The organism is Lacrimispora sp. BS-2 (assembly GCF_040207125.1).
Lineage (GTDB): Bacteria > Bacillota > Clostridia > Lachnospirales > Lachnospiraceae > Lacrimispora.
In genome coordinates, this window is sequence record NZ_CP157940.1 from 1,352,751 (window position 1) to 1,365,681 (window position 12,931).

Sequence of the window (12,931 nt, forward strand, 5' to 3'; positions counted from 1 at the left end):
CAAGGTGAGGGGGACAATGCAAATTGTCCCTTTCTTGGCATAGTTACTTAAGAAAGTTCACTTCACCATGCTCACCAAATGACCAATTATGCCAAGGGAATCGAACTTTCTTATAATAGATGGGGTGTTTCATACATGGATTTTTATCACAGTGAAGATAATAATAGGCTCCGGCAAATAGTCAACTGGGTGGTTGACATTGTAGTAGTGATTGCATTAGCATGGTTTCTGGTCTATGCTTATGGAACACAGATCGCGATTGCAGGGCATTCCATGCTTCCTCTTCTCGCCTCGAATGACGTAGTTTTGATGGACCGGCTGGTTTATGATTTTGGAAACCCGGACCGGTTTGACGTGGTGGTATTTCAAAGAGAAGACCAGAAAATGAATGTAAAGAGGGTCATCGGCCTGCCAGGTGAAACTGTGCAGATAAAAAATGATGAAATCTTTATTGACGGCGAAAAACTAAAAGAACCCTCCGGTTCCGGCAGGATTTCTCTGGCCGGGCTTGCGGAAAAGCCGGTTAAGCTTGAAGATGATGAATATTTCCTGTTGGGTGATAACAGGGACAGCAGCGAGGACAGCCGTTTTGCCAATATCGGAAATGTAAGCAGAGACCAGATCCAGGGAAAGGTATGGTTCCGGATGCTGCCTTTTATAAAAATGGAACTAATTCGTTCAAAGTAGAGGAATGTTATGAATATACAATGGTATCCAGGTCATATGACCAAAGCCAAGAGGGCTATGAAAGAAGATATCAAATTAATTGATTTGATAATAGAACTGGTGGACGCAAGAGTCCCCTTAAGCAGCCGAAACCCTGATATTGATGATTTAGGGGCCGGAAAAGCGCGGATTGTTCTGCTTAATAAATCCGATCTTGCGGATGAACGTTACAACAGCGCCTGGGAGTCTTATTTTATAGCCAAGGGCTGCCACGTTATCAAGGTGAATTCCAAAAGCGGGGCAGGATTAAAGCAGATTAATGGTGTTGTCCAGGAGGCATGTAAGGAGAAAATAGAGCGTGACCGCAGAAGAGGAATTTTAAACCGCCCGGTGAGAGCCATGGTGGTTGGGATCCCCAACGTGGGAAAGTCTACTTTCATCAATTCCTTTGCAGGAAAAGCATGCACAAAAACAGGAAACAGGCCAGGAGTGACCAAAGGGAATCAATGGATCAGGCTGAATAAAAGCCTGGAGCTTCTTGATACTCCCGGCATTTTATGGCCGAAATTTGAAGATCAGCAGGTAGGAATCAAGCTGGCCATCATTGGATCCGTCAATGACGAGATCTTGAATAAGGATGAACTGGCAATGGAACTCATCCGTTTCCTGACAAAAGAATATCCCAAGGTTCTTTCCGAAAGATATGGAATAGAAACAGAAGATTCTCTGGAGGCATTAAGGCAGGTGGCACAGGCAAGGGCCTGTCTTGCAAAGGGCGGAGAGCTGGATCTGGTGAAGGCTTCCAATCTTTTGATTGACGATTTCAGAAGCGGAAAGCTGGGCCGGATGACTCTGGAATTACCTGTGCAGTAGTCGGAATTAAATATTAGGGTTTTGCTTTTTGGAAGAAGAGCAAGACCCTGTTTTTTAATCATAAAATGGGAGCTTAATGAAATGAGAAAATTAACAGAAGAAAAACTTCAGGCAGAACGAGAGCGTCTGGAGAACATGAAAGAGTTTGAATACCAGTATGAGGATCATATACTGGTCTGCGGGATCGATGAGGCAGGACGGGGGCCTCTGGCAGGACCGGTGGTGGCCGGCGCAGTGATCCTTCCCAGGGCCTGCGAGATTCTCTTTTTAAATGATTCAAAAAAGCTGTCAGAGAAACGGCGGGAAGCCCTGTATGAAGAGATCCGGGAAAAAGCCTCCGCTTTTGCGGTGGGAGTAGTGGGGGCAGACAGGATCGATGAAATAAACATCCTGCAGGCTACCTATGAAGCCATGAGGCTTGCCATAAATAAATTGGGAGTGGAGCCGGAAGTTCTTTTAAATGATGCGGTTACGATCCCAGGCATTGCCGTTTCCCAGGTTCCCATTGTCAAAGGAGATTCAAAAAGTGTGTCAATTGCTGCCGCAAGCATTATGGCCAAAGTGACCAGGGATCATATGATGGAAGAATATGATAAAATATTTCCGGAATATGGTTTTGCAAAGCATAAAGGATATGGGACGGCTGTTCATATTAATGCCTTAAAGGAGTTTGGCCCCTGCCCCATTCACAGGCGCAGTTTTATTAAAAATTTTGTGGGAGGTTCTCTTTGAAAAACCATCGGGAGGTTGGACGCGAGTTTGAGGATGCGGCCGCCGCATATCTGGAAAGTAAAGGATATGTAATATTAGAGCGAAATTATGGGGACCGTAAGGGAGAAATTGATATTATCGCAAAGGATGGAAAGGAACTCGTCTTTATCGAGGTAAAGTACCGGCGGAATCTGGAAAAAGGGGATCCTGCGGAAGCAGTCCATTTTTTGAAACAAAGAAAAATCAGGGATGCTGCCAGGAGATATCTGTACCGGCACCATCTGGGAGAGGACATTCCCTGCAGGTTTGACGTGGTGGCGATCCTGGGCCAGGAAATCCGGCTGATAAAAGACGCATTTTAAACAAAGGTGTGATGGAAAATATGTGGAAGCGAAAAGCTAGTGATATGAGATTGGATTATAAAACAATGGAAAAGGTGCCTTATTTGTCTTTTCCGATTTTAGAAAGAACCGGGCTGGTTAAACAAGGTTTTTCAACGAAGCTGGGCGGCGTCAGCCAGGGAAAGTTTGCTACTATGAATTTTACATTTACCCGGGGAGATAATCGGTCACATGTCCTGGAAAACTACAGCCGGATGGCAAAGGCTCTGGGAGTTGATATGGAACGGATGGTTTTGTCCTATCAGACCCATACCACCAATGTCCGGCTGGTGACAGAAGAGGACGCAGGGAAAGGAATTGTAAAGGAACGGGATTATGAAGATGTGGATGGATTGATCACAGATGTTCCTGGAATTACTCTGGTCACTTTTTATGCAGATTGTGTCCCCCTTTATTTTCTGGATCCGATCCACAGAGCTGTTGGGCTCAGCCATTCCGGCTGGAGGGGAACCGTGAAACGCATGGGGGAAGTTACTGTTAAAAAAATGGAGGAAGCCTTTGGAACAAAGGCGGAGGATGTGATCGCCTGCATCGGTCCCAGCATTTGCATGGAATGCTATGAGGTGGGAAGTGAAGTCGCCCAGGAGTTTATGAAAGGGTTTGACAGGAAGCATTGGGGCGAAATATTATGGGAAAAGGAAGATGGGAAATATTTGCTGGACCTTTGGCGGGCAAATGAAATTGTGCTGCTGGAGGCTGGAGTAAAGCAGGAAAATATCCAGGTTACGGATATCTGTACCCATTGCAATTCAGATCTTTTATTTTCCCATCGGACGACCGGAAATGAGAGAGGAAATCTGGCTGCGTTTTTAGGGATCGCAGAAAAAAGATAACCTCTAATGATACAGATGGAGAGATGCTGCTAAGCTGACTTAAATTCGTTTGCAGCATCTCCCTTTTTGTTAAAATAAAAGGAGCATTGCCCCCGGCATGAATTATGATGATTTCATGCCATCGTGCAATACTCCTTTCCGCTTTTACAAAAGTGAGGCATATTCTTATGCCAGATATTTTTTTAACAAATTCTGTATCTTGTCCGTAGATGAAAGAGCAGTACTTATGGGTACGTCATGATTTAAGGAATTCACAACTGCCGCAATGTATTTACTGATGTCTGCTTCCACATACCATTCCCTGTCAAGCAATTCCATTGGACGGTAATTTAAATTTGTTGTAACAACACAGTCTATGTAGCCCCGGCTGTAATACTCGTCAAATTTAGACAGTCCGTTGGTAAACAGGCCAAAGGTACAGCAAACAATAACCTTGTCCGCTTTCCGTTCTTTTAATTCCTTAGCCGTATCCAGCATACTCTCTCCGGAGGAGATCATATCGTCTACGATCAGCACCGTCTTGCCCTCTACGGAAGCACCCAAGAACTCGTGGGCAACAATAGGGTTCCGTCCGTCTATCACTTTGGAGTAATCTCGTCTTTTATAAAACATACCCATGTCCACACTTAAATTGTTTGCCAGGTATACGGCACGGTCCATGGCACCCTCATCCGGACTGATGACCATTAAATGCTCTTTATTAATCTTTAAATGCGGATACTTCCTTAAAACTGCCTTGACAAACTGGTAGGTGGGCATGAAATTGTCAAATCCGTTTAATGGGATGGCATTTTGAACTCTGGGGTCGTGGGCATCAAAGGTAATGATGTTGCTGACTCCCATGTGAACCAGTTCTTCCAATGCCATGGCGCAGTCTAAAGATTCCCTTTTGGTTCTCTTGTGCTGACGGCTTTCATATAAAAACGGCATAATGACGCATACCCTGTGGGCCGTTGCGCTGCAGGCACCAATGATTCTTTTTAAATCCTGAAAATGATCGTCAGGAGACATATGGTTGGTATAACCATTGACCGTATAGGTTATGCTGTAATTGGTGACGTCCGCCATCACGAATACATCCGTACCCCGGACAGATTCCCTGATGATGCCTTTTGCTTCTCCGCTTCCAAAACGTGGGCACTCGCATTTAAGAAGATAGGAGTCCACATCATAACCGCGATAGTGAAGATCAGCTTTACGGCGTATAAGCTCCTGGATATCATTTCTGCGGAAACCTACGATGTGGTCATTTACTTTTCCGGCCAGTTCCCGGCAGCTTTCCAGCGCTGCAATCTTTAAGGGTGCAACAGGTAGCTGGTCGTTAAATACATAATCATTTGCCATGACAAAGATTCCTCCATAATAAATCAACAGCCAGTCGTAAGACTGCCTGCTTTTAATCTTACACCCTTTTATACCATTGATTGACAGAATGCGTCAATAGCCTTGGGCGTATTTCCAGGAAAAAAAACAAAAAAGGCTTCCTTTACAAAGAGTAACAATCTTGTTATGATATATGGGACAGCTACAGAAAGGTAAAATTGAAATGAGCAAAAGAGGACATATCATAAAAGAAGTGGATCCCGGCTCCATTGCAGATCAGTTGGAACTTGAGCCAGGGGATGCGGTCCTGTCCATAGATGGCAATGAACTGGAAGACATTTTTGATTATGAGTATTATATTAACAGCGAGTCCGTTCTCATGACCGTGAAAAAGAAAGACGGGGAAGAGTGGGAACTGGAAATAGAGAACCAATACGAGGACTTAGGTATCACCTTTGAGAACGGACTGATGAGCGAATACAGATCCTGCCGGAACAAATGCATTTTCTGTTTTATTGACCAGATGCCCCCTGGAATGAGAGAGACCCTGTATTTTAAGGATGACGATTCCAGGCTTTCCTTTTTACAGGGGAACTACGTGACGCTGACCAATATGAGCGATCATGACATCGACCGCATCATCAAATTTAAGCTGGCACCTATTAATATTTCCGTCCATACCACCAATCCTGCCTTAAGGTGTGAGATGCTTCACAACCGGTTTGCAGGCAAAGCCCTGGATAAGATCCAAAGGCTGTATGAGGCGGAAATCCCCATGAACGGACAGATCGTGCTGTGCAAGGGCGTCAATGACGGAAAGGAACTGGAGAGGACCATAGGGGATTTATCAAAATTCCTCCCATACATGGAGAGCGTATCCGCAGTCCCTGTGGGAATGTCAAAATACCGGGATGGCCTTTATCCCTTACAGCCCTTTACGGCCGAAGATGCAAAAGAGATCTTAAAAATCATTGAACGGTGGCAGAAAAAGCTTTATAAAACCCATGGGAATCATTTCATTCACGCCAGCGACGAGCTTTATATCCTGGCCGGGCGGCCCTTTCCGGAAGAGAAGCGTTACGACGGATATATTCAGCTGGAAAACGGTGTAGGCATGCTCCGGCTTTTGGATGAGGAAATTAAGGCTGCTCTGGAAACTATGGAGGATGACCATAAGTCCGAAGAAATCTCAATAGCAACAGGAAAGCTGGCTGCCCCTTATATTGAAAAACATGCAAAACTGGTACAGGAAAAATTTCCCGGGCGGATCATTCATGTTTACTCTATTACCAATGTTTTTTTCGGTGAGCAGATCACAGTGGCAGGCTTAATCACCGGGCAGGACCTGATCGGACAACTTAAGGATAAGCCCCTTGGCAGACGGTTATTGCTTCCGGAATGCATGTTCCGAAGCGGAGAAGAGGTATTTCTTGATGACCTGACCCGTCAGGATGTACAAAATGCTTTACAAGTACAGGTAGATATTGTAAAATCAAGCGGTCAGGATTTTGTACAGGCAGTTCTTGAGCCGGTAGAAGAGAGTGAAGCTTCTTATGAAGGATATGAGTTAAACACCCTTGCGGGTATACCTTTGTGCCCGGAAGATCAGGCAGGAAGGGAGAAATACCCTACAGGTATACATTTATGCCCAGAAAACATGGGCGAGGGAGAGAAAGGAAATATTATATGAGTAAACCAGTAGTTGCCATCGTAGGCCGCCCCAATGTGGGAAAGTCTACTTTATTTAATGTTTTGGCCGGTGATACCATTTCTATTGTAAAGGACACGCCGGGCGTTACCAGGGACCGGATCTATGCAGACTGTACCTGGCTGGATATGAATTTTACCCTGATTGATACAGGAGGCATTGAGCCGGACAGCAGTGACATCATCCTGTCCCAGATGCGGGAGCAGGCGGAGATCGCCATTGCCACTGCAGATGTTATCATCTTTATCGTGGATGTCCGTCAGGGACTGGTGGATGCGGATTCCAAGGTCGCTGACATGCTTCGGAAGTCAAAAAAGCCTATCGTCCTTGCGGTCAATAAGGTGGATAGCTTCCAGAAATTTGGAAATGATGTATATGAGTTCTATAACCTGGGAATTGGTGATCCGGTTCCGGTTTCCGCAGCTTCCAGACTGGGTCTTGGAGAGCTTCTTGATGAAGTGGCAAAGCATTTCAGTGCTTTTGATACAGATGAAGAAGAGGATGACAGGCCGAGAATTGCGGTTGTGGGAAAACCAAACGTAGGAAAATCTTCTATTATAAATCAGCTCTTGGGAGAAAACCGGGTTATTGTCTCCAACATTGCAGGCACTACCAGGGATGCGGTGGATACAGAGATCGTCCATAATGGAACGGAATATGTGTTCATTGATACGGCAGGACTGAGACGGAAAAGTAAGATCAAAGAAGAACTGGAGCGCTACAGTATCATCCGTACCGTTACGGCAGTTGAACGGGCCGATGTGGTGGTAGTGGTTATTGATGCTGAGGAAGGCGTAACCGAGCAGGACGCAAAAATTGCGGGTATTGCCCATGAGCGGGGTAAGGGCATCATTGTTGCAGTCAACAAATGGGACGCCATTGAAAAGAATGATAAGACAATCTATGAATATACAAACAAGATCAAAAATACCCTGTCCTTTATGCCTTATGCAGAGTACCTGTTTATTTCAGCAAAGACCGGACAGAGGATGAATAAGCTGTTCGAGGTGATTGATATGGTTCGGGAGAACCAGACCCTTCGGGTGGCTACCGGAGTTCTAAACGAAATCATGACAGAAGCCGTGGCCCTTCAGCAGCCGCCGTCTGACAAGGGCAAGCGGTTAAGGCTCTATTATATCACCCAGGTTGCCGTAAAGCCTCCGACTTTTGTAATCTTTGTAAATGACAAGGAACTGACCCACTTTTCCTATACCAGATATTTAGAAAACAGGATCCGGGAAGCATTCGGTTTCCGGGGAACCTCCCTTAAGTTTATATATAGAGAAAGAAGCGGAAAGGAACAGTAGTATGGAACGAATCATCTGTCTTTTTGCAGGTTATTTATTTGGACTCATACAGTCCGGTTATTTTTACGGAAAGGCCCATAAAATCGATATCCGGAATTACGGAAGCGGTAATTCCGGTACAACCAATGCCTTAAGGGTCATGGGGGCAAAAGCCGGAGCAGTGGTCTTTTTTGGAGATTTTTTAAAGTCATTGCTGCCTTGCCTGATGATCCGGGTCCTGTTCCGGTCCCAGCCGGAGATGATTTATCTTCTGTTATTATATACGGGCTTTGGCGTTATTCTCGGCCATAATTACCCGTTCTACCTTAATTTCAAAGGCGGCAAGGGCATCGCGGCCACTGCCGGGCTGATCGTAGCTGCTGATTTAAGAATGACCCTTTTATGTCTGGCGGCATTTATTTTGATCGTTGCCATTACAAGATATGTTTCTCTGGGCTCTCTGGTGGTTGCAACGATTTTTATTGTATGGATGTGTCTTTTTGGATGGATGGGAGCCTATGGGATTGATCAAAAATTGCTGCCGGAATTCTACATAGTGACGGCGCTCATAAGCGGTCAGGCATTCTGGCGTCACCGGGCAAATATCGGGCGCCTTGTCCGTGGCAGAGAGAATAAAATTTCCTTTCGTTCAGGGGAAAAATAAAATGAGGTGAAGAAAATGGCTAAAATCGGAGTGATCGGATCGGGGAGCTGGGGAATTGCGCTTGCAGTTCTTCTATATAATAACGGACATGAGGTGACCGTCTGGTCGGCTCTCCCTGAGGAAATTTCGGAGATAAAATCGACTCACAGACATCATACCCTTCCGGATCTGGTGCTTCCAGAGGATATGGTCTTTACGGAGAATCTGGAGGAAACCATGACAGGACAGGATCTTCTGGTAACAGCAGTTCCTTCCGTATATGTCCGTTCCACCGCAAGAAAGATGAATCCATTTTGCAGATACGGTCAGGTGATTGTCAACGTTGCAAAAGGGATAGAAGAAGCCTCTCTTATGACCCTTTCCGAAATATTGGAAGAAGAACTTCCCATGGCAGATGTGGCAGTCCTTTCCGGTCCCAGCCATGCGGAAGAGGTGAGCAAGAACCTTCCCACTACCTGCGTTGCAGGTGCCCGTACCAGAAAGACAGCTGAATACATTCAGGGAATTTTCATGAGTGAGGTTTTCCGGGTTTACACAAGCCCCGACATCCAGGGAATCGAACTTGGAGCTTCCCTTAAAAACGTCATTGCCCTTGCTGCCGGAATTGCAGATGGATTGGGCTATGGAGATAACACAAAAGCGGCCCTTATTACAAGAGGGATCGCTGAGGTATCCAGGCTGGGAACGGAAATGGGCGGTAAATTCCAGACCTTTTGCGGTTTGTCCGGAATCGGTGATCTGATCGTGACCTGTGCAAGTATGCACAGCCGGAACAGAAGAGCCGGAATCCTGATCGGCCAGGGAAGGACCATGGAGGAAGCCACAAAGGAAGTGAAGATGGTGGTGGAAGGCATTTATTCTGCCAAAGCCGCTCTGGCCCTGTCGGAAAAGTATGATGTTTCCATGCCTATTGTGGAGCAGGTAAATGCAGTTTTATTTGATAATAAACCAGCCTCTGAGGCTGTCAAGGAACTGATGCTTCGGGATAAGACCATTGAAAGTTCTGATCTGCCATGGGATAAATGATGCCCTCTCTTTAAGGACAGGCTGGAAAAAAGAAACATGTCGATTTTTTCATAATTAAACTAAAATCAGTTGACATTTTTTAAAAGCCATTTTATTATAAAGACTATGTATACGTAAACGGCGTTCGATCTTTATGCCAAAGCTACTGTATATATAGAACGTTTTATGAGGAGGAACGGATTATGAAAAAATCTATGAAGAAGTTACTGAGCCTTACCATGGCAGTTGCTTTGGCAGCATCTTTAACTGCCTGCGGAAGCGGCAAAACTTCAGAAACCACCGCGGCATCAGGAGAATCCACGGAAGCAGCAAAGGCTTCTGGAGAAGGATCTTTTAAAATCGGTGGTATCGGACCAATTACCGGAAGTACAGCGATTTACGGACAGGCTGTTATGCGCGGTGCTGAACTTGCCATTGACGAAATCAATGCAAGCGGCGGAATAGGCGGCACTCAGATTGAGTACAACTTCCAGGATGATGAAAACGATACGGAAAAGGCAGTCAATGCCTACAATACCTTAAAGGATTGGGGTATGCAGATGTTAGTCGGTACCGTTACCTCCGCTCCCTGTATCGCAGTAGGTGCGGAATCCAGTAACGACAATATATTCCAGCTCACTCCTTCCGGCTCTGCAGTAGACTGTGCAAAGTTTGAAAACCAGTTCCGTGTATGCTTCTCCGATCCAAACCAGGGAGCAGCTTCCGCACAGTACATTGGTGAGAACAAGCTGGCTACTAAGGTTGCCATTATTTATGACAGTTCCGATGTTTATTCATCCGGTATCCATGATAAATTCTTTTCTGAAGCAGCAAATCAGGGAATTGAAATTGTGTCTGATGAGGCCTTTACCGCAGACAACAATACCAACTTCTCCGTACAGCTTCAAAAGGCACAGGATTCAGGCGCTGAGCTTGTATTCCTTCCGATTTACTATTCCCAGGCTGCCCTGATCCTTGCACAGGCAAAGCAGATGGGATATGAGCCCCAGTTCTTTGGCTGCGACGGACTTGACGGACTTTTAACCGTAGAAAACTTTGACACTGCATTGGCTGAAAATGTAATGCTTCTGACACCATTTGCTGCAGATGCAAAGGATGAACTGACACAGAAGTTTGTTACAACATTCAAAGAAAGGTACGGTGAGACACCGAACCAGTTTGCTGCTGACGGCTATGATGCGGTTTACGCCATCAAGGCTGCCGCTGAAAAGGCCGGACTTACAGCAGATATGGATGCTTCTGCAATCTGCGATGCTTTAAAGACAGCTATGACAGAAATTTCCGTAAACGGTTTAACAGGCGAGAACATGAAGTGGTCAGAGAACGGAGAACCTGATAAGGCTCCAAAAGCAGTTAAGATCGTAAACGGTGTTTACACAGCGATGTAATTACCGAGGCATAATTCGCTAAATGACCCAATGGAGGGTCGTCCAGAGGACGACTCTCTTCTTTTAAAATAAACAACGAATGAGGTGCGATGGTATGATGAGTTTCATATCCTATTTTATTAATGGTCTAAGCCTGGGCAGTGTTTATGCAATCATTGCCCTGGGATATACCATGGTATATGGCATTGCCAAGATGCTTAACTTTGCTCATGGCGATGTAATTATGATTGGAGGATACGTAGTGTTCACAGTCGTCAGCACAATGGGCCTTGGCCCGGTTGCCGGCATACTCCTTGCAGTGATCCTATGCACGGTACTTGGCGTTGTCATTGAGGGCGTTGCTTATCGTCCCCTCCGTATGGCAAGTCCTCTTGCAGTTCTGATCACGGCAATCGGTGTGAGCTACTTACTCCAAAACATCGCACTGCTCGTTTTTGGTTCTAATCCGAAATCCTTTACTTCTGTCGTAACAATTCCGGCTCTTAAGCTTTCACAGGGAAAGCTTACCATTTCCGGTGAGACCATTGTTACCATCGTCAGCTGCGTTATCATTATGATCGGTCTGACCATGTTTATCAAAAAGACAAGAGCAGGGCAGGCCATGCTTGCCGTATCGGAAGATAAGGGAGCTGCTCAGCTCATGGGGATTAATGTAGATGGAACCATTGCCCTTACTTTTGCCATTGGCTCTGCTCTGGCTGCTGTTGCCGGCGCGCTTCTTTGTTCCGCTTATCCGACTCTTACCCCCTATACCGGTTCCATGCCAGGCATCAAGGCATTCGTAGCTGCCGTATTTGGCGGAATCGGATCCATTCCGGGAGCATTGATCGGCGGACTTTTACTGGGTGTGATTGAAAACTTAAGCAAAGCTTACATCTCTTCCCAGCTTTCCGATGCCATCGTATTTGCAGTCCTTATTGTCGTTCTTCTGGTAAAGCCTACAGGAATCCTGGGTAAGAAGATTAACGAGAAAGTATAGGTGGACGACATGGAAAAAAGTATGAAAATGAAATTCTGTCTGAATAAGACTTTAAAAAGCAACATGATAACCTTTGGGCTGGTGATCGCCGCATTTATCATTGTACAGCTTCTTGTAAATGCAGGCCAGGTAAGCAGCCTGATGAAGGGCCTTTTGGTGCCTATCTGCATCTATACCATTATGGCAATATCCTTAAACTTAACGGTAGGCATCCTTGGAGAACTGAGCCTGGGACATGCCGGCTTCATGTGTATGGGAGCCTTTTCCAGTTCCCTGTTTTCCATTTCCATGCTGGAAGCCATTCCAAATCCGGGAATCCGTTTCTTTTTCGCTATTTTGATCGGAGCTTTTTTCGCGGCTTTGGCCGGCATTGTGGTGGGGATTCCGGTTTTAAGACTCCGGGGCGATTATTTAGCCATTGTGACCCTGGCATTTGGAGAAATTATTAAAAACGTAATGAACGTGATCTACATTGGAAAGGATGCTGACGGGCTTCATTTTTCCACGAAAAATGCAATGGCACTCAATATGGCAGAAGAAGGAAAGGTGATCATAAACGGCGCCCAGGGCATTACCGGAACGCCTAAAAATTCCACCTTTGCGATTGGTGTCATCCTTATTTTGATCACTCTGGTAATTGTTCTGAATTTGATTAATTCCAGATCCGGACGGGCAATCATGTCTGTAAGAGATAACCGCATTGCCGCAGAATCCATTGGCATCAACATTACAAAATACAAATTAATGGCCTTTACCATTTCTGCCTCCCTGGCAGGCGTGGCAGGTGTGCTGTATTCCCATAACCTTTCTGCCCTTACTGCAACACAGAAGAATTTTGGATATAATCAGTCCATCATGATTCTTGTATTTGTGGTTCTCGGCGGAATCGGAAATATCCGGGGTTCCATGATCGCTGCAGTTATCCTGACTCTGCTTCCGGAGCTTCTTAGAGGTTTAAATACCTACCGGATGCTGATTTACGCCATCATCCTGATCGTCATGATGATTTTCAACTGGAGTCCGAAGCTGATTGATTTCAGGAAACGGTATTTTCATAAGAACAGGGCATAGAA

The 12,931-nt window shown here is 45.6% G+C and carries 13 protein-coding genes; 12 read left to right on the forward strand and 1 reads right to left on the reverse strand.

Annotated features, from left to right (window positions below; translation table 11 throughout):
- The first annotated feature begins 135 nt into the window (after positions 1 to 135).
- From lepB to pgeF, 5 genes are all read left to right on the forward strand, one after another.
- On the forward strand, positions 136 to 687 hold the full coding sequence (gene lepB, locus ABFV83_RS06435; protein ID WP_349948089.1) for a signal peptidase I: 552 nt from the start codon (positions 136 to 138) through the stop codon (positions 685 to 687).
- A gap of 9 nt (positions 688 to 696) precedes the next feature.
- Positions 697 to 1,539 (forward strand): ribosome biogenesis GTPase YlqF, encoded by an 843-nt coding sequence (gene ylqF, locus ABFV83_RS06440; RefSeq protein ID WP_349948090.1) that lies wholly within the window; start codon positions 697 to 699, stop codon positions 1,537 to 1,539.
- An 81-nt stretch (positions 1,540 to 1,620) separates the two neighbouring features.
- Positions 1,621 to 2,271, forward strand: coding sequence for a ribonuclease HII (locus tag ABFV83_RS06445; protein ID WP_349948091.1), 651 nt, complete (start codon positions 1,621 to 1,623; stop codon positions 2,269 to 2,271).
- The gene (locus tag ABFV83_RS06450; RefSeq protein WP_349948092.1) at positions 2,268 to 2,612 is read left to right on the forward strand and encodes a YraN family protein; all 345 of its coding nucleotides are present in this window, start codon (positions 2,268 to 2,270) and stop codon (positions 2,610 to 2,612) included. The genes ABFV83_RS06445 and ABFV83_RS06450 overlap by 4 nt, the downstream gene beginning before the upstream one ends.
- Positions 2,613 to 2,632: 20 nt before the next feature.
- Complete coding sequence (gene pgeF, locus ABFV83_RS06455) at positions 2,633 to 3,484, forward strand: peptidoglycan editing factor PgeF (RefSeq protein WP_349948093.1); 852 nt, start codon at positions 2,633 to 2,635, stop codon at positions 3,482 to 3,484.
- Positions 3,485 to 3,649: 165 nt separating this feature from the next.
- Here the strand turns inward: pgeF and ABFV83_RS06460 are convergent, their stop codons facing one another.
- Positions 3,650 to 4,828: a ribose-phosphate pyrophosphokinase gene (locus ABFV83_RS06460; RefSeq protein ID WP_349948094.1), complete on the reverse strand. Its 1,179-nt coding sequence runs from the start codon at positions 4,826 to 4,828 to the stop codon at positions 3,650 to 3,652.
- A gap of 202 nt (positions 4,829 to 5,030) precedes the next feature.
- Here ABFV83_RS06460 and ABFV83_RS06465 point away from each other — a divergent pair, with 202 nt between their 5' ends.
- From ABFV83_RS06465 to ABFV83_RS06495, 7 genes are all read left to right on the forward strand, one after another.
- Positions 5,031 to 6,497, forward strand: coding sequence for a DUF512 domain-containing protein (locus ABFV83_RS06465; protein ID WP_349948095.1), 1,467 nt, complete (start codon positions 5,031 to 5,033; stop codon positions 6,495 to 6,497).
- Complete coding sequence (der, locus tag ABFV83_RS06470) at positions 6,494 to 7,822, forward strand: ribosome biogenesis GTPase Der (protein WP_349948096.1); 1,329 nt, start codon at positions 6,494 to 6,496, stop codon at positions 7,820 to 7,822. Before ABFV83_RS06465 ends, der begins: the two co-directional genes overlap by 4 nt.
- A 1-nt stretch (position 7,823) precedes the next feature.
- The gene (plsY, locus tag ABFV83_RS06475; protein WP_349948097.1) at positions 7,824 to 8,465 is read left to right on the forward strand and encodes a glycerol-3-phosphate 1-O-acyltransferase PlsY; all 642 of its coding nucleotides are present in this window, start codon (positions 7,824 to 7,826) and stop codon (positions 8,463 to 8,465) included.
- Between the two features lie 15 nt (positions 8,466 to 8,480).
- Positions 8,481 to 9,491, forward strand: coding sequence for an NAD(P)H-dependent glycerol-3-phosphate dehydrogenase (locus tag ABFV83_RS06480; protein ID WP_349948098.1), 1,011 nt, complete (start codon positions 8,481 to 8,483; stop codon positions 9,489 to 9,491).
- A 182-nt stretch (positions 9,492 to 9,673) separates the two neighbouring features.
- Positions 9,674 to 10,879, forward strand: coding sequence for an ABC transporter substrate-binding protein (locus ABFV83_RS06485; RefSeq protein WP_349948099.1), 1,206 nt, complete (start codon positions 9,674 to 9,676; stop codon positions 10,877 to 10,879).
- Between the two features lie 97 nt (positions 10,880 to 10,976).
- Positions 10,977 to 11,858, forward strand: a complete 882-nt coding sequence (locus ABFV83_RS06490; RefSeq protein WP_349948878.1) for a branched-chain amino acid ABC transporter permease — start codon at positions 10,977 to 10,979, stop codon at positions 11,856 to 11,858.
- A 9-nt stretch (positions 11,859 to 11,867) separates the two neighbouring features.
- Positions 11,868 to 12,929, forward strand: coding sequence for a branched-chain amino acid ABC transporter permease (locus tag ABFV83_RS06495; protein ID WP_349948100.1), 1,062 nt, complete (start codon positions 11,868 to 11,870; stop codon positions 12,927 to 12,929).
- Positions 12,930 to 12,931: the final 2 nt, after the last annotated feature.

Bases quoted from the DNA above. Each gene is read 5' to 3' on its own strand.
- lepB (WP_349948089.1), top strand. From the start codon at position 136: ATGGATTTTTATCACAGTGAAGATAATAATAGGCTCCGGCAAATAGTC.
- ylqF (WP_349948090.1), top strand. From the start codon at position 697: ATGAATATACAATGGTATCCAGGTCATATGACCAAAGCCAAGAGGGCT.
- ABFV83_RS06445 (WP_349948091.1), top strand. From the start codon at position 1,621: ATGAGAAAATTAACAGAAGAAAAACTTCAGGCAGAACGAGAGCGTCTG.
- pgeF (WP_349948093.1), top strand. From the start codon at position 2,633: ATGTGGAAGCGAAAAGCTAGTGATATGAGATTGGATTATAAAACAATG.
- ABFV83_RS06460 (WP_349948094.1), bottom strand. From the start codon at position 4,828: ATGGCAAATGATTATGTATTTAACGACCAGCTACCTGTTGCACCCTTA.
- ABFV83_RS06465 (WP_349948095.1), top strand. From the start codon at position 5,031: ATGAGCAAAAGAGGACATATCATAAAAGAAGTGGATCCCGGCTCCATT.
- der (WP_349948096.1), top strand. From the start codon at position 6,494: ATGAGTAAACCAGTAGTTGCCATCGTAGGCCGCCCCAATGTGGGAAAG.
- plsY (WP_349948097.1), top strand. From the start codon at position 7,824: ATGGAACGAATCATCTGTCTTTTTGCAGGTTATTTATTTGGACTCATA.
- ABFV83_RS06480 (WP_349948098.1), top strand. From the start codon at position 8,481: ATGGCTAAAATCGGAGTGATCGGATCGGGGAGCTGGGGAATTGCGCTT.
- ABFV83_RS06485 (WP_349948099.1), top strand. From the start codon at position 9,674: ATGAAAAAATCTATGAAGAAGTTACTGAGCCTTACCATGGCAGTTGCT.
- ABFV83_RS06490 (WP_349948878.1), top strand. From the start codon at position 10,977: ATGAGTTTCATATCCTATTTTATTAATGGTCTAAGCCTGGGCAGTGTT.
- ABFV83_RS06495 (WP_349948100.1), top strand. From the start codon at position 11,868: ATGGAAAAAAGTATGAAAATGAAATTCTGTCTGAATAAGACTTTAAAA.